Origin of the sequence: Paenibacillus baekrokdamisoli, assembly GCF_003945345.1 — a bacterium.
Lineage (GTDB): Bacteria > Bacillota > Bacilli > Paenibacillales > Paenibacillaceae > Paenibacillus_Z > Paenibacillus_Z baekrokdamisoli.
The window spans coordinates 2,619,044-2,637,711 of record NZ_AP019308.1; the positions used below are offsets into that span (position 1 = coordinate 2,619,044).

The 18,668-nt window shown below is 43.6% G+C and carries 18 protein-coding genes; 11 read left to right on the forward strand and 7 right to left on the reverse strand.

All coding sequences use genetic code 11. The features are described from left to right. Positions 1-132 precede the first annotated feature (132 nt). A complete protein-coding gene (lpdA, locus tag EKN16_RS11830; RefSeq protein ID WP_125656992.1) occupies positions 133-1,566 on the reverse strand; it encodes a dihydrolipoyl dehydrogenase in 1,434 nt (477 codons plus the stop codon). Between the two features lie 192 nt (positions 1,567-1,758). Between lpdA and EKN16_RS11835 the strand changes: the two genes are divergently transcribed. After that, entirely contained in the window at positions 1,759-2,055 is a 297-nt protein-coding gene (locus tag EKN16_RS11835) for a DUF2627 domain-containing protein (protein ID WP_125656995.1), read from the forward strand. A 465-nt stretch (positions 2,056-2,520) separates the two neighbouring features. Here EKN16_RS11835 and clpP read toward each other — a convergent pair whose 3' ends face one another. Both clpP and EKN16_RS11845 read right to left on the reverse strand, forming a co-directional pair. After that, on the reverse strand, positions 2,521-3,099 hold the full coding sequence (clpP, locus tag EKN16_RS11840; RefSeq protein ID WP_125656998.1) for an ATP-dependent Clp endopeptidase proteolytic subunit ClpP: 579 nt from the start codon (positions 3,097-3,099) through the stop codon (positions 2,521-2,523). Between the two features lie 24 nt (positions 3,100-3,123). After that, the gene (locus EKN16_RS11845; protein ID WP_183530728.1) at positions 3,124-3,849 is read right to left on the reverse strand and encodes an RNA polymerase sigma factor; all 726 of its coding nucleotides are present in this window, start codon (positions 3,847-3,849) and stop codon (positions 3,124-3,126) included. Between the two features lie 278 nt (positions 3,850-4,127). Here EKN16_RS11845 and EKN16_RS11850 point away from each other — a divergent pair, with 278 nt between their 5' ends. After that, positions 4,128-4,436, forward strand: coding sequence for a hypothetical protein (locus EKN16_RS11850; RefSeq protein WP_125657004.1), 309 nt, complete (start codon positions 4,128-4,130; stop codon positions 4,434-4,436). Between the two features lie 152 nt (positions 4,437-4,588). Here the strand turns inward: EKN16_RS11850 and EKN16_RS11855 are convergent, their stop codons facing one another. Further along, entirely contained in the window at positions 4,589-5,680 is a 1,092-nt protein-coding gene (locus tag EKN16_RS11855) for a phosphotransferase (RefSeq protein WP_125657007.1), read from the reverse strand. Next, entirely contained in the window at positions 5,652-6,224 is a 573-nt protein-coding gene (locus tag EKN16_RS11860; RefSeq protein WP_125657010.1) for a hypothetical protein, read from the reverse strand. The genes EKN16_RS11855 and EKN16_RS11860 overlap by 29 nt, the downstream gene beginning before the upstream one ends. Before the next feature lie 186 nt (positions 6,225-6,410). On the opposite strand from EKN16_RS11860, the gene EKN16_RS11865 reads away from it, so the two are divergent. The 3 genes from EKN16_RS11865 to EKN16_RS11875 are packed head-to-tail and all read left to right on the forward strand — an operon-like array spanning position 6,411 to position 10,685. Further along, positions 6,411-7,727 (forward strand): glycosyltransferase, encoded by a 1,317-nt coding sequence (locus EKN16_RS11865; protein WP_125657013.1) that lies wholly within the window; start codon positions 6,411-6,413, stop codon positions 7,725-7,727. 26 nt (positions 7,728-7,753) lie between these two features. Continuing rightward, positions 7,754-9,520 (forward strand): CotS family spore coat protein, encoded by a 1,767-nt coding sequence (locus EKN16_RS11870; RefSeq protein WP_375782059.1) that lies wholly within the window; start codon positions 7,754-7,756, stop codon positions 9,518-9,520. Between the two features lie 19 nt (positions 9,521-9,539). Next, positions 9,540-10,685 carry a glycosyltransferase family 4 protein gene (locus tag EKN16_RS11875; protein WP_125657016.1) on the forward strand — a complete coding sequence of 382 codons (1,146 nt, stop codon included), beginning with the start codon at positions 9,540-9,542 and terminating at the stop codon, positions 10,683-10,685. Positions 10,686-10,882: 197 nt separating this feature from the next. On the opposite strand, the gene EKN16_RS11880 is transcribed toward EKN16_RS11875, so the two are convergent. Then, entirely contained in the window at positions 10,883-11,239 is a 357-nt protein-coding gene (locus EKN16_RS11880; RefSeq protein ID WP_125657018.1) for a hypothetical protein, read from the reverse strand. Between the two features lie 239 nt (positions 11,240-11,478). Between EKN16_RS11880 and EKN16_RS11885 the strand changes: the two genes are divergently transcribed. From EKN16_RS11885 to EKN16_RS11910, 6 genes are all read left to right on the forward strand, one after another. After that, positions 11,479-12,465, forward strand: coding sequence for a sugar phosphate nucleotidyltransferase (locus EKN16_RS11885; protein WP_125657021.1), 987 nt, complete (start codon positions 11,479-11,481; stop codon positions 12,463-12,465). After that, on the forward strand, positions 12,462-13,760 hold the full coding sequence (locus EKN16_RS11890) for a UDP-glucose dehydrogenase family protein (protein WP_125657024.1): 1,299 nt from the start codon (positions 12,462-12,464) through the stop codon (positions 13,758-13,760). Before EKN16_RS11885 ends, EKN16_RS11890 begins: the two co-directional genes overlap by 4 nt. After that, a complete protein-coding gene (locus tag EKN16_RS11895) occupies positions 13,757-14,707 on the forward strand; it encodes an NAD-dependent epimerase/dehydratase family protein (RefSeq protein ID WP_125657027.1) in 951 nt (316 codons plus the stop codon). The genes EKN16_RS11890 and EKN16_RS11895 overlap by 4 nt, the downstream gene beginning before the upstream one ends. 81 nt (positions 14,708-14,788) lie before the next feature. After that, a complete protein-coding gene (locus EKN16_RS11900; RefSeq protein WP_125657030.1) occupies positions 14,789-15,490 on the forward strand; it encodes a class I SAM-dependent methyltransferase in 702 nt (233 codons plus the stop codon). Between the two features lie 60 nt (positions 15,491-15,550). Beyond that, complete coding sequence (locus tag EKN16_RS11905; RefSeq protein ID WP_125657033.1) at positions 15,551-16,378, forward strand: glycosyltransferase family 2 protein; 828 nt, start codon at positions 15,551-15,553, stop codon at positions 16,376-16,378. Between the two features lie 39 nt (positions 16,379-16,417). Next, positions 16,418-17,377 carry a glycosyltransferase family 4 protein gene (locus EKN16_RS11910; RefSeq protein ID WP_125657036.1) on the forward strand — a complete coding sequence of 320 codons (960 nt, stop codon included), beginning with the start codon at positions 16,418-16,420 and terminating at the stop codon, positions 17,375-17,377. A gap of 186 nt (positions 17,378-17,563) precedes the next feature. Here the strand turns inward: EKN16_RS11910 and EKN16_RS11915 are convergent, their stop codons facing one another. After that, complete coding sequence (locus EKN16_RS11915; protein ID WP_197719128.1) at positions 17,564-18,643, reverse strand: tetratricopeptide repeat-containing glycosyltransferase family 2 protein; 1,080 nt, start codon at positions 18,641-18,643, stop codon at positions 17,564-17,566. Between the last annotated feature and the right edge of the window lie 25 nt (positions 18,644-18,668).

An 18,668-nucleotide genomic window follows, 5' to 3' on the forward strand; every position in this document is an offset into this window, starting at 1 on the left:
CCCTCCTTTTAGCTACTATTATAACCTGGTACTAAGACTTGACTATACCTATTATAACCGACTTTGGATCAAAAGGAAATGCGAAAAGAACGGACAAGATGCCCCTCTTTTCGCATTATAGAAATAACAATTTTAGAAAGCTATGGATTGACCATCTACAGCAAGCATGGCCTCGCCAATAACCTCAGAGAGTGTAGGATGCGGATGAATAACTTGTCCGACTTCCCAAGGAGCCGCGTTCAGCAGCATAGCTAGTGACGCTTCCGAAAGCAAATCCGTTGCATGAGGGCCAATTAAATGAACACCTAGAATATCATTTGTTTTGGTATCCGCGATTACTTTAGCAAAGCCTTCTGGCTCACCGAGAACTAATGCTTTCCCAATGGCTTGGAACGGCACTTTACCAACCTTAACATCATGTCCTCGCTTGCGAGCTTCATCTTCAGTTAAGCCGATTGAAGCCACTTCAGGACGTGAATAGATGGCGCGTGGGACACTTACAGGATCGGGAGCCTGCTGCTTGCCGCCAAGTAAATGCTCAACAGCGACGATTGCCTCGTGTGCAGCGGCATGAGCTAGCTGAAGACCACCATTCACATCACCTATTGCATAAATATGCGGCTCAGTCGTCTGAAAAAATCCATTTACTTGAATGTTTCCTTTCTCTACCCGTACGTCTGTATTCTCCAAACCGATGTTCTCTGCGTTGGCTTGTCTACCTACAGACACGAGCATCCGTTCCGCTGTGAGAATAACACTGCCATCAGCTGTATCGACTTCGATGGACACTTGTCCCTCTTCCTGCGCATAGGTCTCTACTTTCAATTGAATGCTCGTAAGAATGCGAACCCCTCTGCGGCGAAGCTGTTTGGCCAGCTCGGCTGAAGATTCTGCATCCTCACCAGGGAGCAGTCTGGATGCCATCTCGACAAGCGTAACCTCAACACCGAAGTCAATGAGCATGGATGCCCATTCTACGCCGATTACGCCTCCTCCTACTATAAGGATAGAAGCTGGGAGCTGCTCCATTCTGAGCGCATCATCACTTGACATAATGTATTGACCATCTGGCTCAAGACCTGGAAGTGTCCGAGGGCGAGATCCTGTAGCAATAAAGAGGTTCGTTGGGACGATCGTTTCCATCTCCCCATCTGCAAGCTCAACAGCAACACTCCCACTTCTTGGGGAAAAGATGGAAGGTCCAATCACACGTCCACTGCCATTCATGATCGTGATCTCATGCTTACGCATCAAATACTGAAGACCCTTATAAAGCTGTTCAACCGTTTGCACTTTACGCTGCTGTACACCCTCAAAGTCAATTGAAATCGCATTTTCTTCAACCTTAATGCCAAAGCTTGCTGCATTCTTCAGCGTTGCAAATACTTCAGCGCTTCTAAGCAATGCTTTGCTCGGAATACACCCCTTATGTAAACAAGTCCCACCAAGCTTTTCTTTCTCTATGAGAATGACTTTCTTCCCAGCTTTAGCTGCCTTAATAGCAGCTGTATATCCTGCAATGCCTCCGCCTATAATGGCCAAATCGCATGGTATCGTCGTCGTCATCGTCTTTCCCCTTTCAAAAATGAAAATGGCACTATTCCGCGGTTATTCATACACCGTTTATCTCATCCCTTACCTATTGTACCTTTTTTCTACGCTTGGGCAAACATCCCCTCTCATGAAATGGACAGTCTGCTGGTAAAAAGGTATGATGAGTAAATAGCTTTCTTCGTTCAATACAGGAGGATTTTTAAAATGAAACAAGTCATTCCACGTTTTATTGCTGTTTTACTGCTAGCTATCCCTGGACTTGCAGCCACTTACGGATTTCTACTTATGAAAGATGCGGCTTTTAACTATTTCTACTCCTTTGGAGAAGATCAGACCCCCCATCATTTTCAATGGTGGTTATTTCTAGGCGGATTCCTTTTGTTTGGTGCAGGCGTGGCCTTTATTGGCGGTTGGACATTCTTCCGTGATCGCAAACGCAATTATGTATCCTCTCGTTTTCGCGAGAAACGTCCTCGGCCTTCACGTCCGAGTACCAAGTAATGATTAAGCATCCACGGCGCAAATGCCGTGGATTTTTCTTTTGGGTTATACAAAAAAAGGGTCTATCCCAAAAGGGCAGACCCAAGTGAGCGAATCCCATTAAATGTGCAAAAGAACCTTCAAAACCACCATTAGAGTGGAAATGAAGGTTCTTTATTGAACGAATAATGCCTAAAAAGTGGGGACTTTATTTCCGTTAATGACTTATGGGACAGCCCCTTTTGCTGACCAACTTTCTAATTAAATTATGGGCTCTAAACCATAATCAGTGCTTGCCATCACGAAGTACCTAGCGAAGCGGACGGAATCGTTCTGAAGAAGCGATAGCGTTCGCCTTTGTCTCCTTATTTCTACCCCTAAGGGATAGAATCAAGAAATAGGGAGACAACAGCGATCGTAAGAATGATCCGTCCGCGCAGCGGGCTATTACCATATATCAAGCACTTTTTTTAGTGTTGAGCCAGATTATGCTGTAATTATTTTATCTACGAGCCCATAAGCCACTGCTTCTTCAGCGTTCATAAATCGGTCTCGATCAGAATCAATCTCAATTTGCTCCACTGATTGACCCGTATGATGGGATAGTAGAAGGTTGATTTTCTCTCTTGTTTTCAATATCCAATTCGCATGGATAGCAATATCCGAGGCTTGACCTCGTGCTCCTCCAAGCGGTTGATGAATCATAACTTCGCTATTAGGAAGAACAAATCGTTTACCATGAGCGCCTCCAGTTAGTAATATCGCTCCGAAGCTTGCAGCGAAACCAGTGCAAATCGTTGAGACATCCGGCTTAATAAACTGCATGGTATCGAATATCGAGAAGCCCGCAGTTACTGAGCCCCCCGGACAGTTGATATAGAGCTGTATGTCCTTCTCCGGATCATCCGCAGCCAGGAATAACAACTGCGCGACGATACTATTAGCCATAAAATCCTCAATTTCACCGCTAACCATAATAATACGATCCTTCAACAATCTGGAGTAGATATCGTAGCTCCGTTCTCCTCCTTTTGTCTGTTCGATGACATATGGCGTTAGGTTCATTTCCATCATCCTCCTTTAACTTAACTAAGCCGCGAATCGCAACATACTTGATTGAGAAGCTTTGATGCCCCTCTTATTTTGATTTGTCGTTGATTGAATGGCTCTGCCGATTACTTGAACCGCGTCCACACCCTCACTTTGGGCAAGAGCTAATAACACTAATGCATCTGGGTTCGACTGCCTAATCGCTAAGGTATAGGCTTGTAGTAAACTCGCTTGTTCTGCTGAATGAGAGGGGGCAGATTCTAAAGTGAGTATGCCTTCCTTTAACTGCTCAACAGCTGTTCTAGCTCGGTGTAAGGCAGCTTTGACCGCACCCTGAGTGGTATCAAGTGCTATAGCCACCTCAGATGCTTTAAAACCGTAGAATTCACGTAATAGAAATACCGAACATTGAAGTGGAGAAAGATGGTGCACGAGAAGACTCATTACATGCTCTAAGTCAAAAGAATCCTCATGAGGTTGAAAGAACAGCTTTTCATTGCCTGTTCGTTCGAGAGCTAGTTGTTTCCTACGCGCATGATCAACCGATAAATTCTTCGCCGTGCGCAGCAGGAATGCCGTCGGATTCGCATGCTGCTGCAGCCCGGTTAATATCGGCAGTGCTTTTAAACACGTCTCTTGAATAAGGTCCTCCGCATCCCACTTTGACCGGGTGATCCCATAACAGTAACGATTAAGAGCGGCTAGCCATTCTCCAAATTCGCCTGCTGTATTTTGCTGATTTGTCATACCAAAACGTTCGTTCAAATGTGCCTCACTCCTAAAAAAAATTTCACAAGCTGCCACTTTTGTAAGTCGATCTAATATGTAAACGAACAGGATATAGGAAAGGATACGCGAGGATATAATTATTTAATTTTTCTGCTGGAGTACATTCATTATACGAGTATCTTCTGTAGTAAGCACTAAACATGCAGCTTTTCTATTCACCAATCTGTGCATTTGTCTCTTAAGGCTAATACACAATCATTCTTGCTCGTTTCTTCGTACAATACAGTAGTCCAAATGGAGAGGAGTTTTGTTAAATGTCCTGTCATCCACATTGCCCCACTGCAACGGTATTTGACCCGCCCACACAAGTCGTAAACGATATTTATGATCCTCAATTAGTTAATGTTGTTCATACGGTTGAAGTTACTAACAGTCATCATTGTGTGCCTGTATACCAACATTGCTACCAATATGTTGTCAAAGAGGAATTCAATGCTCCTACATTCACTGCACCTACATTCACCGGACCTATGCATGCTAACACCTACGGTCGTCAGGTAAGAACCTCCGGTCTATCGAAGAATAAAACAAAAAAGAAAAGTAAATTCCAAAACAAGAAATAACGCGATACAGAAATGGCCAATCTGCACTAGCTGCAGATTGGCCATTTCTGTAAGATCATATTTGAGCAAAGTGTTCAAACTAATCACAGAAATAAGCGATCTTGCTCTCAACCTGAGAGAAGATCGCTTATTTTGCTAGCTGCATATTTTCATCAAAGCACTTCGCTATCCGTTCCTGACTTATTTTCAGAAGAATCGATAGGAGATTCCGATAGTGGACTGGCTATCAATTCGGAACCATTATCTTTCTCATCCTCAAGCTCCGGTTCTTCCTTTTTACCATGTACCAATTCGTACATTCTTTGCTCTCCATCTGACAATAACCAGTCTATTAAGGGCAGCTGTCTGCGAAACTGTTTATACCACTTCTCTGCGGGTCTGGAAGAATAGGCGGCCTGGAATAAGAAAAATAACCCAACCTTTGCGATCGCAACAGGTAAAATTTTCACTTCCTCATCCGTTAGGTTTGGGTAGCCTTTAATGAATATCTGGTCAAACGTCCTGGAGTGCTCCGGCAGAAGGATATAGATCGCCCATAAGGAATAGGCGATATCATGCACCCGTTTCCCCTGCTGAATGAAATCGAAGTCCATGACACTGCATATTTCATCGCCTTTATACAGCTGATTCCAGAAATGCCAATCGCCATGAATGATCGCAGTCGGTAAATCGTTTTCCGTTTTTTTCCAAGTATCCAATATTTTCTCTGCTCGTTGTTCAGCTTTATTAAGCTCGTGCTTCGGAATATCAGGCATTTTCTTCAAACGGTCCATTGCGTCTTCGTAATAGTGGATCGGGCGATAAAAGGACCAACTTGGCTCTGGCCCTGACCCAGTATGCTGCAGTGACCGGTGAAAGGCGTTAAGCATTCGAGCACTTGCATACACTTGATTTGGCCGACATTGAAAAACTTCCCCCCGCACAAATGGCGTTACTTGAAGCAGCTTCTCCTTATATCTAATAAAAAAATCCCCGCTCGATGTAAGGATCGGATTCAGAACCGGAACTCCTTCTTCATTCAGAATGGCAAATGCTTTTTGTATATAATGCAAATGCTCTTCCGTATTCGACCGATTTAGTATCCTAACAACAAATTCTCCTTTACTCGTCTCTACCTTAATATTCAGATTGTAGGATCCCCCTAATTTACGTCCTATCCCTATAAATTTCCCTATCGGGAACCATTCCGACAGATGTTTTATCGCAAATAGAACATCATTGGTCAAATGCCCGGAGGTTCCCATAACGATCGCTCCTTGTCTCTATATGATTCATCCATTTCCGGTACATATCGGAGTCCAGCTCTTTAATGTGCAGCATGAAGGGAGCCAGCAATCCCATTTTTGCCAATCCTTTGAGCATTACCTTTGGAATGAGATACTGTCTGTTGTAGGAGTTGACCAAATCAATAATTTTACTTGGCGCTCCCTCCTGAATGTAAATGTGAAATAAAGCCACATCAATTCTCGTGAAGCCTAAGCGCATCATTTCATGAATAATGTGTAGAATTTGCTCGGTTTCGTTTCGGGTAATAGTCCCTCTTCGGCTCAATACTTTTCTTAACGGCTCCCCATCGATAAACTCTATTACCAAGTAATTCGGCCCATGATCATAAAGCTTTGGAATAATTGGCGAGCCTTCAGCGTGGCAGTACGATTCGTATTCCATACGCGCGTATTTTTCATTGTTATACAACTTAACGCATCGGTCAGATGAAAGCTTATATACCGATCCTTGTTTTCCTTGTCCGATTAATACGGCTCCAGGAGGCAGTTGATGTATATTCAAGCTTCACACCTCATATCCAGATTTAATTATTTATACACATTATTCGTGAAGCGGGAAAAAAATATGGGATTATGACGCACTAAAATTGCATTTGACTAAAATCCACTAATGTACATATCATCCATTCACCTAATGACATAGCTTAGGAATAGATGCAAACCAAACCTGCTTAATGGAGGTGATTCCATGCTAAAGAAGAAACGGGGAGCACTATCATTACTATTAAAGATGAAGAAAAAGAAGAAGAAGCAAACCGCAACCATTCTTAACAAACTCCACGCCCCTGCCCGTGTACATCCGGATAGCCCAAAATTAGCAAGGAGTTTAGCGCCAATTCGCATCTTAATGGTAATCGATCAATTAAATTTAGGCGGTACGGAAACTCACACGCTTTCGGTCACAAGAGAACTCATCAAAAAAGGCGCTACTGTCGTAATTGCCTGTAAAAAAGGCAAGCTGCTTGAACATTTCCTAGGATTAGGATGCCCTTTTTACGAAATTGATTTTGTTCTAGATAATTATGAACCAGATCACGAAAACCATTTCAAGCATCTGCAGTTGTTGAAATCCGTCATCCTATCGGAGCAAATCGACCTTGTACATGGGCATCAAATCCCGTCTGGCAGTATAGCCCGTATAGCTGCAGAGCAAATGAATATTCCTTATGTATTTACTGTTCACGGCACCTACTATGAGCGCGACTTTCTGGATGCTATTCAAAAAAAATCGACGATTACTTGCGTCAGTCCTCCTATCAGGCGAATGCTACTATCGAACGGAATAGATTCCCAGATTATCCCAAATGGAATGGATACCAAAGAATATCATGCATATGGTCCAGCTTATCTGGATCATTTCCGGGTTAAGCTAGGCATCCCCCTGGACGCGACAGTGGTCTTGTACGCAGGACGTTTATCTTGGGAGAAAGGGGAGATTTGCGAGGAGATTATTCACACGTTAACTGCGATGCGGAATAATGGTTACCCGAATTTGCATCTGATAATTGCAGGAAGCGGCAATAAGCTAGAGAAGATTATCAAGCTCGCAGACAAAATGGAACAGCAAAGCTCAGAAACTTTCATCCATTATGTTGGCGAAGTCATGAATATGGGCGCTTATTACTCCGTAAGTGATTGTGTTATCGGTACTGGGAGAGTAGCACTCGAAGCCATGTCATGCGAGCGGCCCTTAATTGCTATTGGCACCAAGGGATTTCTAGGAATTGTAAACCCAGATAGCTACGAAAAGGCATGGGAGTGCTGGTTTGGTGATCATGATCATGACAAAAAAAGTTCAAGAGCTCTATTAACAGCCCATTTAAGAAAAATTATTAGTATGGAACCACGACCCAAATCACATTTAGTACAATCCGGTAAAAAATTCGTGACCGACCGGTTTCAAGCATCAAATACGGTCGATCAGCTGCTGAACATCTACAACCAATCCATTCAACAATATAAGGCAGTGCGCAGAAGCGAACTGAACAGCAAAAGTAATGATTAATAATACTTTGTTATGGAGTGATGGTGGTGGAAAATTATCAAATCGTCCCATGGATCGATGATGTTTTATCTCCAGAAGTGGTTCATAATATGTACGTCCCACCCGAAATGGAGACTATGGCCAGACAAGTAATGGAGCTTTACGATATGCAGGTCTTTGAAATGGTGCTCATTACTTCTAAGCCTGATAAAGGTGGAGCCATTTGGAAAATTGGCACTAACCATGGCAACCGCAGCATCAAGGTTCTGCACAGACGGCCTCAAAGAAGCCTCTTTAGTATCGGGGCGCAGGATTATATGGCAGGAATAGAAGCTCGAGTCCCCTCATTTATCCCAACCAAGGATGGCAATCTCTATGTAGAAGCCGGGGGTAAGATGTGGATTGTAACCGAATGGATTGAGCCTTTACTGCCGGTTTCAAAAATCGACCTGGAAGGCGCTTCCTCACTCTGTTATGGCCTGGGGGAATTTCACAAAAACTCTAAAGGCTACGTTCCTCCGTTCGGTTCGGAAGTATCATCAAGGCTCTACAGCTGGCCCAAATATTATGAGAAAATTATCGCCAAGATTGGTTGGTTTCGGGATATCGCCACCGCTTACCCAGAATTTACAGCAAGCACCCGTTTACTAGCAGTTATCGATGATTTCGAAAAGCAGGCTAATGAAATATACGGACGATTCATGCAATCCTCCTACTCTAAACTACTGTCGAAGGGCGAGGCTCATTGGGGACTCGCACACCAGGATTATGGTTGGTCCAATGGCCAAATGGGTCCAGGCGGTATCTGGGTTATCGATTTGGATGGGGTGTCTTATGACCTGCCTATTCGCGATTTGCGCAAATTGATGACCAGTACGATGGATGATATGGGGGCTTGGGATATAACCTGGATTCGCGGCATGATTGACGCTTATCATCAAGCCAACCCGCTAGATCAAGAAACCTTTGAGATTTTATGGCTAGATATGGCATTTCCGAATGAATTTTATAAGCATGTCAAAGAAATTGTATTTGAACCAATCCCCTTCTTTCAAACTGAGCTCGAACCCATTCTTCAAAGGGTGCTGGCTACGGAAACAAGCAAATGGCAGGTTTTAAATGAGCTTGAGAAGGATAAATTTAATTACCCTGCAGGAGATTACACGATGGAGGAACCCGAAGCTCTGTTCGAATTTGGACGTCCGGAACGCGCGCTTCAAGGGGATAGTCTGCTGCTTCCACAGGATGACTTTTGGACGCAGCCCATTGCTTCAGATGATCCTTCAGCCGCTCAACCTGAATTGGCTCCTATCTTAGAGAATGATCCACTTATTATGCAGCCAGAACTAATCCCGGCATTCTCAGAGATCGAGCTAGAGTATATAGAAGACAGACGTGTTGAAACCACACTTGATTCTGAGGCATTTGTCCTTATTCCAAATACTCCGGAACCTGGAATCGCGCTGCCAGCCATTGTTACTCAAGATCCAGCACCAGCTGCCCTATTCCATTTTCCTGCTCCAGCTCCAACTCCAACCAAATTTACACTTCGAATTCCTAAACGTTCTTCAAAAGCAAAAGGGATCAAGAAAACAGTCAAGCCAAAAAGAAAGTACCGCAAAAGAATACTCAAATCCAAAACCGGAACTATGATTAAAACTGGACGCAAGCTGAAGAAACCGCTTTTAAAGAAGGTCACTAGACCAATCTTTAAATTCAAAAAGAAAAGTGTGAAGCGTATAAAAGGTAAAAGGTCAAAAAATATCACACAACCACTGAAAAAGCAGCTTAGACCTAGACAAAAGACTGCTTGAGAAAGAAAGGTGTTAATTTGTGAACATTTTGATGATTTGTACGGAAAAGCTGCCAGTCCCCAATATTAGAGGCGGAGCTATTCAAACTTATATTTGCGGAGTTGTATCGCACTTAAGCAAGCATCACCGCATTACAATTCTCAGCAGAACGGACCCCGATCTGCCATTAGAAGAAGTTGTCGACGGTATTCGCTATGTTCGTTTTGACTCCGACGGGTTATTAGATGTGTATTCTAGAGGTGTTATCGATTTTCTTGAGAACAATTCTGAGTACTATAATATTATTCATATCTTTAATCGACCTAAGCTGATCTTGCCTGTGCGTAAGGTTGCTCCTTCGTCCAGAATAATATTAAACATGCACAACGATATGTTTAATCCAGCTAAGATTCATAGGAGTGAAGGCACCGCCGTTGTGGAACAAACCGAACGTATTATAACCATAAGCAATTATATAGGTAGTGCTATTTGCGATTTTTTCCCACAAGCGAGCACTAAATTGAAAACCATATACTCCGGTGTGGACTTGGCCCGTTTTGCCCCGTGGGTTGAATCTTCGAGCGCATTAGAAGCAAGGGAAAGCATCCGATCACAATATAACCTCGGATCCAAAAAAATAATTTTATTTGTCGGCAGGCTCTCACGCAACAAAGGCCCCCACGTCTTGGTTCGTGCTATGTCCGAATTAAAGCATTCGGATGCTGTACTTGTCATTGTCGGCGGCGCCTGGTTCAGCGATAACACGATAAGCGATTATGTCGCCTATGTTCGGGCGCTTGCCGAACGAGCACCAATTCCAGTACTCACTACCGGATATGTGAATGCCCATGATGTGCATCGTTGGTTTTGTGCAGGGGATATCTTCGTCTGCACCTCCATTTGGCAGGAACCGCTCGCAAGGGTTCATTATGAAGCTATGGCAGCCGGACTTCCTTTCCTCACAACAGCAAGGGGAGGCAATCCGGAAATTGTAAAAAATAATAACGGTTTGTTAATTTCCAATCCTGAAAATCCTTCTGAATATGCACAGAACCTGAACACTATGCTGTCAGACCTGAATCAGATGCGTCAGATGGGAATTAATGGACGACGATTGGCCGAGCAGCATTTCACATGGAAACGCGTAGCCCAAGATATTCTTTCCGTCTGGGAACAACGAGTTTAAACAATAATCCAATAGTCATAAACCGAAACAGGCTTGTACCCTCTTGAAATAATTTCACAATCCAATTTAATCTAAAATGAATTACCCGGTAAACATATACCGGGTTATTCATTTTAAGTTGTTTCCGTTAGAGTGAGTTCTAGTTGAACGAGCATGGACGTTTGGCAACATCCAATTATTTCGACTTACCGATCTTCTTAGTCTTCGTCTTTATCGTCGTCGTCATCGTCGTCGTCTTCGTCTTTGTCGTCGTCGTCGTCATCGTCTTCGTCGTCGTCATCGTCATCGTCTTCGTCTTCGTCATCGTCTTCTTCGCCATCTTCCTCCTCTTCTTCTAAATCAAACTCGGATTTAGATCCATCGGCATACTCCAGTTCAACTTCTTCAACCTGCTCCCAATCCACTTCTTTAAACATGTTATTTATGGCGTCTTCCCTGGATTCTTCCCCATCCAATGAATAATCCTTCGTGTCACCATTATGATACTCCACTTGAACCTCTGCAACATCTACATTACTTCCCAGCATTTCTTTCAACTTGTCTAAATTAGACAAACGGATCAATCCCTTCGGTTTAAGTTTCGAATCCTTTTCAGGTTTCCATCCATACTATGAATTTGCTAAACATCATGCTATAGGCTCTTGATAGAGTAGAATGGCGGATATATCAATTTCCAAGGATAAATGCATATATATACCGGAATATTTCCCTATTAGCTGGTAATCGCCCTTACACTTAACAAATTTCATCATAAATTAATATAGTCTTCGTATAGACAAGGAGGAAAACGCTTATGAAGGGATTAATTCTCTGTGCTGGCAAGGGCACAAGGCTCCAACCCTTTTCCAACCACAAACCTAAAGTGCTGCTTCCCGTAGCGAATAAACCCATTATCTACACCTGCATCGAAAAGCTTATTGAACTGGACATTTACGAGATTGGTATTGTTATCCGCCCCGATCATGCAGCTATGTTTATGGAAGAAGTAGGTGCAGGCGAGCGCTGGGGTGTACGAATCACCTATATCTATCAAAACGTATCACTAGGCATAGCCGATGCCGTAAGACATGCCGAAACCTATCTAAATAACGAATCGTTCCTATTGCTGCTAGGCGATAATTTGATTATGCAATCGTTAGAGGGGTTAAGCCACGCTATTCTTCAAGAGAATCATGAAGCGGCCATTCTACTAGGAATCGTATCGAACCCCCGTGATTTTGGCATTGCTGAGGTACAAGAGGATCGGATTATCGGTCTGGAAGAAAAGCCCGCTGTTCCCAAGTCAAACCTAGCCGTTCTAGGTGCGTATGCCTTTAAACCGGATATTTTCAAAGCTATTCATTCGATCTCCCCATCAGCCAGAGGTGAATACGAAATTACAGACGCAATTCAATGGATGATTAATAGCGGCTATTCTGTTGCCTGCCAAAAAACAGAGAAGCATTACTCAGATGTCGGTACGATGGAGCGTTGGCTCGAGGCGAACCAATGGATGCTGCAGCTTATGGACGACGCCGGTTTGCTTCATATCCATGAACGGTACAAGGGCAGCACCATTATCCCCCCTGTCTTAATCGATCCAAGCACGGAAATAATAGATTGCATCATAGGACCTTATGTGACCATCGGACCCGATGCTAAATTGGTAAAATGCACAATCGAAAACAGTATATTGCTCGAAGGGGTTCAGCTTACAAATCGTGTTGGTACGATGATGTCTCACTCGATTATTAGCACACAGTCTGTTTATAATCCGTACACTAGGGGGTCAAACGGATGAACATTCTTATCATGGGTACAGGCTATGTAGGCGTAACTACCGGACTGGTGTTTGCCGAGCTGGGATGGAATGTAACCGGACTTGATCCCGATCCTGCCAAAATAAATTCGTTGTCTCAAGGAAAGCTGACTTTCTACGAACCGGGGCTTGATACATTATTACTTAAGAATCTGAAATCAGGCAATATCCACTTTACATCCGATCCTGAGATGGCTGTACGTGAAAGCAGCTTGATCTTCCTTTGTGTTGGCACTCCCTCCACCCCCGATGGAGGCGCAGATCTTCAGTTCATTCGTCAAGCATCTGAAAATATCGGCCGTTATATGCAGGAATATAAACTTATTGCTGTCAAAAGCACAGTTCCTATAGAGACTAACCCAAAACTGGTTGAGTGGATACACAATGCTCAGCTGCTTCCTATTCCTTTCGATGTGGTTTCCAATCCGGAATTCCTTCGGGAAGGCTCCGCCTTACAGGATGCGCTTAACCCTGACAGAATCATCATTGGGAGCAGCAGCGATCATGCCGTTCATTTAATGAAGGTTCTGTATGAGAAAATTAATGCTCCCTTTTTCGTTACAAAACCGAAAACAGCGGAAATGATCAAATACGCATCGAATGGTTTCCTCGCAACCAAAATTTCATACGTCAATGAACTATCAAGGCTGTGTGAGAACATAGATGTGAATATATCAGATGTAGCCGAAGGAATGGGAATGGACCCAAGGATAGGGCAGCATTTCTTAAGAGCCGGCATTGGTTATGGGGGCTCTTGTTTCCCGAAGGATATTCATGCGCTGCTGTATACGGCCAAACAATATGAAGCTGAGCTCACTATTCTGGAGAAGGTCAACCAAGTCAACCAGACCCAGTCCTCCTATTTTTTGAATGTATGGGAACGAGAACTAGGGACATTTAGCAATAAAAGAATCGCAATTCTAGGCATTTCTTTCAAACCGGATACGGATGACTTAAGGGAAGCTCCCTCCATTGCTATCATTCAGCAATTACTCGAATGCCAGGCTATTGTCAGAGTCCATGATCCTGCTGCTAAGCTGCCTTCTGATCTGCTATCGGAACGGCTTCAGCAGTTCGATCATGTGGAGGATACGATAGAGCGGTGCGACGCTATTATCCTATGCTCAGAATGGGACCTTTATAAGAAGGCCGATTGGGCTCAGCTGAGAGCTCTTATGAACCAGCATTTCGTTTTTGATGGCAGGAACGTATTGGACGGCAAACAGCTGACAGCATTAGGTTATCACTATCATGGAGTCGGGAGGTTCATGCATTGAAAATCTTAGTCACAGGCGCAGCAGGGTTTATTGGTTCCACTCTATGCGAACGGCTGCTTCAGGAGGAAAGCTATGAGGTCATCGGATTGGATGCTCTCATTCCATCTTCTACGCCTGTAAGAGCCAGAGAGCACAATCTATCCCAGTTACTTCGACATCCCCGGTTTACTTTTATAAGACAGGATTTATTAAAAATATCATGGGAAAGCCTGCTCCCGAATGTCGACATCGTCTATCATTTAGCAGGAATACCCGGAGTGCGGTCGAGCTGGGGAGACGATTTTAAAACCTATATTATGAATAACATCGAAGCCACCCAACGTTTACTTGAAGGCTGCCGTCAGTATCCAGTCAAAAAATTCATTTACGCGTCGACTTCATCGGTTTATGGAGAAAAAACGGGGCAGGTTAACGAAGCCGCTATTACAGAGCCGCTATCTCCTTATGGGGTCAGTAAATTGACCGGTGAACATCTGTGCAAGGTCTACGCCCATAACGATAATATCCCTGTGGTCATTCTAAGATTCTTTACGGTGTATGGGCCTAGACAGCGGCCGGATATGGCCTTCCACCGGTTTATTACTCACATTCTCCACAATAAACCGATCACGATATATGGAGACGGCCATCAAACCCGCGACTTTACTTACGTAGAGGATTGCGTCACAGCCATAGCAGCGGCAGCAGCGGCCGAAGGGATTATTGGTGAAACGATCAATATTGGCGGCAAGGAGCGCGCTTCGGTATTAGAATGCATCTCGATGATTGAGGATATATTCGGTAAGAAAGTAGAGCTGCGATATATGGGTAAAGCATTCGGGGAGCCCCGTCATACATGGGCGGACATCAGCAAGGCACAGACACTGCTTGGCTATGAACCCACAACAGATTTATGCAAAGGAATGAAGGCGGAAATTCTGGATATTTGCAATAATCCCTCCTTATAATTTCAAAGTAACTATACCTAAATTCAGCCTAAGTAACCATATTCCTATGCACAGAATATTCTGGTGATAAGGGGGTGCGGTATGCATCGTTTCTGGGAAAAAGTAATTAAACCCATTCTAATCAAATATGACCCGCAGAACATGGTTGAAATTGGGGCGCTTCTTTCAGGTCGTACCACCATAAAATTATTAGAGTATTGTAAAATAATGGGTGGTAAATTAACTGTAATCGATCTTCATCCGGCATTCAATACTCAGGCTTTTGAGACTGTTTTTTCAGATGAACTGACCATTCATATAAAGCATAGCCTGGAAGCTATACCCGACATTCAATCAGCTGATGTCGTTCTCATAGATGGCGATCATAACTGGTATACCGTCTACCATGAGCTGCTGAATATAGAACAATTAGCGATTAATAGTGGAAAATTCCCTGTCGTTATTCTTCATGACACAGAATGGCCCTATGGAAGACGTGATTCGTACTACTATCCGGAAAATATTCCACAGGAGTTTCTGAAGCCCTATGCCAAAAAAGGCATGAGCGCAGAATCCAGCGAGCTACTTGAAGACGGAGGCATTAACATTAACCAGAACAATGCGATGCATGAATACGGGGAACAAAACGGTGTCATGACAGCTATTGAGGATTTCTTGAAGGTTACGTCCTTTCCTCTCAGCTTTCACCGTCTGGACTCCAATAACGGGCTCGGTATTATTATACCTAGTGATAAACATGCGGATGTAGTGATGCGATATATTATTGATACATCCGGGCTGTAGTTAAGCCCCTTTCTATGGTGTATACGAATTCTCGAACCTGACATAAAGGGGAATACTGCCATGCCCGCATTCATTTCAATTGTTATGCTGACGCGTAATGCTTTGAACTACACCAAGGAGTGTATAGAAAGTGTGATCCGGCATACTCCTGAGCATTTTGAATTTGTATTTGTTGATAACGGCTCGACGGATGGCACCTTGGACTATTTGCAATCGGTCCCTTCATCCAAGCTCATCTGTAATGAGGTGAATCGGGGATTTGCAGCCGGTAATAATCAAGGAATTGCTGCCGCTTCCGGAGATTATATTTGCCTTCTAAATAACGATACGGTTGTTACAGACGGTTGGCTTACCCGCTTGCTCGCTTGGTTGAATAAAGATCCATCGATTGCTATTGTAGGACCCCGTTCCAATAATGTCGCATGGGCACAAAGAGTTAATGAGGTTACGTATCGGGAGCCTTCGGAGATGGATGGATTTGCCTTCCATTGGGCGTTTCGCCATAAAGATCAAGGATTTTTCCCACATAAATTAATTGGTCATTGCATGCTTTTCCATAAGAGCCTCATCACTCGTATTGGCGTACTGGACGAAAGATTTTTTCCCGGAAATTATGAGGATGATGATTTTTGCTTGCGTGCCCGAATTAGCGGGAAAATATTATGGGTAGCCAACGATGTCTATATTCATCATTACGGCGGAAGCACATTCCGGACCAATCAAACGAATTATGCGGCCAGCGCACTGAACAATGCGAATAAATTTGCTCATAAATGGAGCTTGGGCATCTCCGGATTCGAGCTTGATAATTACGGCTACAACCCGTCTGATATCGTCGAGCGTGAGAAGCCTTTTCGCCCACATAGACACTACGTACCCTTGAAGTAATTAGGGCAGGACAAGCAAAACGCTAAGGAGGAACAGCGAATGAAAATCGCGCTGATAAGTCCGGATTATCTTCCAGTTCCCCCTATCAAATATGGAGGAATCGAACGTGTTGTCTATACACTTGCCGAAGAGCTTGTCAGCAGGGGTCATGATGTTACACTTTACGCACCCATAGGAAGTCAAACTAGTGCCCGATTAATCCCCTATTTGCATCATGGACATGATATGTGGCAAATACCAAGCTTTGTCAAGCTTACATTGCCTCAACACATTGATATCATTCACGACCACACTCAGCTATCCGTTGTTGGTCAAAAAAAGCTCGCTGTCCCAACCCTATGTACGATCCATAATCCACTGCACAACCCTGTTAAACATGCTGTATATCTTAGCAGACGGCATAAGGATTTGTTCGGACACTTTCCAGATAAATACGTTTATAACGGATTAAACCCCGATGAATATCAATTTTCGGATCAAAAGGATGACTATCTTTTATACATGGGTTCGATTATTGAATATAAAGGTGTTCATCATGCCATAGAGGTAGCCAATCGCTCGAATCAGAAGCTAGTTATAGCAGGCCCCATTTATGATTATAATTATTTCCATCATCAGATCTCCCCATTGTTAATGGTGAACCCGAACGTTCAGTATATTGGAGAAGTTGGGGGACAGGAGCGGCAAAACCTGTTGAAGAAGGCCAGATGTATGCTCTTTCCTACTCTATGCGAGGAACCGTTCGGTCTTGTTATGATCGAAGCACTTGCATGCGGCACTCCCGTCCTTGCTCTTTCCAATGGCTCTGTTTCTGAGGTCATGAGCGGGTTTCCTAATTTGATTTGTCATACCGTTGATCAGATGGCCGATAAAGCCATGCATGAAATATTGCCTAGCCCTGACGAACTTAGAGCGTATGTTCTGAATAATTTCACAACAAGTATAATGACTGACCGTTACCTGGAAATTTATGAACAAGTCATTAATGAAGAAGTGTAACCGTACACGAGGAGATTGAATGGGGTGTCATTCGTGTTCCTCTAGACTAGTCAACGATCCAATCAGACGTTAATGCTGCGAAGCCAGGAAATGAAACTTGAAGAGCTATAATCACCTAAATAAGGCAATCATCAAAGCAGCGACTGTTTCCCGATTTTATCGAGGTGCAGCCGCTGCTTTTTGAGTTCATTGATCTTTTTGTAGAAGCGCATCGAGGTACTTTTTATTTTGAAGAATACTGGAATCATTAGGGCGATAGCTCCGTGCCAGCTCGTTATGCTCGTAAGCCGCTTCATGATTCCCCAGTCGATCATAACAAACGCAAAGCTGAAGATGCGGCAACCATGTTGAGCAGGTAGGGTTAGAAAATCCCCAGTCATCCTCAGGTGGTTTCAGTCCTGCTCCTAATTTATACCAAAATATCGCCGATTCATACCGATTAAGATTTAGAAAATGAAACCCGAGACGGCAGCAAAATTCAGCCCTCGGACTATCATAACGAAAGGACCTAAACACCGATTCCAATTCCTTTTCCGTATTACCTATTTTATTGTAGCAATCTGCAAGCTTACCGCAGGACGAGATCTCGTCTTCCACCCAGCCTTTGCCGGTCGCGAGAAACTTATCGAAGTAAGTAATTGCCTTATTGTACTTTTGGTGATCCAGCAGCTCATTAGCGTAGTAATATAAGTCCCGAGGTGTAAACGTCTCCCCGCGCATCAGCCTGTTCTGGAATATCTTGAGGTTCCTGTCACTTTTACGATGAATTCTGCAGTGTGTAACGGAAATGTCACTGTTGACTATGTTTCCTTTTACATCCAAATATTCATGTATCGCACCGATCCACTTAAAATCGTTCTCTCTTTTCACCAACCGATTACGCCTAAATCTGGAAGTCGGATTGCCATATTCATCGAATGCATAATTATAAACCATGGTTACCGAATCGACGGATGGATCAAGCTCCTTCTTTAGCTCCATGAATTTATTGCAGTCCTCTTCCTTCAATATATCATCAGCGTCCAGCCATAGAATATAGTCCTTAGTAGCCTGCCGAAAAGCGAAGTTACGGGCTGCAGCGAAATCGTCTATCCATTTATAAGGGTACACTTTATCTGTAAAGGTGCTTACAATCGCTTTGGTTTGGTCCGTGGAACCGGTATCAACGATCACAATCTCATCAACTGCTTTTGCAATCGAAGACAAGCAGCCGCCAATCGTCTTCTCCTCATTTTTAACAATCATACAAAGACTTACCGTTACCAAAGTTTTCACTCCCAGCTGAGGTGTA

Bases quoted from the DNA above. Each gene is read 5' to 3' on its own strand.
- EKN16_RS11855 (WP_125657007.1), bottom strand. From the start codon at position 5,680: ATGGGAACCTCCGGGCATTTGACCAATGATGTTCTATTTGCGATAAAA.
- EKN16_RS11910 (WP_125657036.1), top strand. From the start codon at position 16,418: ATGAAAATCGCGCTGATAAGTCCGGATTATCTTCCAGTTCCCCCTATC.
- EKN16_RS11890 (WP_125657024.1), top strand. From the start codon at position 12,462: ATGAACATTCTTATCATGGGTACAGGCTATGTAGGCGTAACTACCGGA.
- EKN16_RS11885 (WP_125657021.1), top strand. From the start codon at position 11,479: ATGAAGGGATTAATTCTCTGTGCTGGCAAGGGCACAAGGCTCCAACCC.
- EKN16_RS11850 (WP_125657004.1), top strand. From the start codon at position 4,128: ATGTCCTGTCATCCACATTGCCCCACTGCAACGGTATTTGACCCGCCC.
- EKN16_RS11905 (WP_125657033.1), top strand. From the start codon at position 15,551: ATGCCCGCATTCATTTCAATTGTTATGCTGACGCGTAATGCTTTGAAC.
- clpP (WP_125656998.1), bottom strand. From the start codon at position 3,099: ATGAACCTAACGCCATATGTCATCGAACAGACAAAAGGAGGAGAACGG.
- EKN16_RS11865 (WP_125657013.1), top strand. From the start codon at position 6,411: ATGCTAAAGAAGAAACGGGGAGCACTATCATTACTATTAAAGATGAAG.
- EKN16_RS11835 (WP_125656995.1), top strand. From the start codon at position 1,759: ATGAAACAAGTCATTCCACGTTTTATTGCTGTTTTACTGCTAGCTATC.
- EKN16_RS11900 (WP_125657030.1), top strand. From the start codon at position 14,789: ATGCATCGTTTCTGGGAAAAAGTAATTAAACCCATTCTAATCAAATAT.
- lpdA (WP_125656992.1), bottom strand. From the start codon at position 1,566: ATGACGACGACGATACCATGCGATTTGGCCATTATAGGCGGAGGCATT.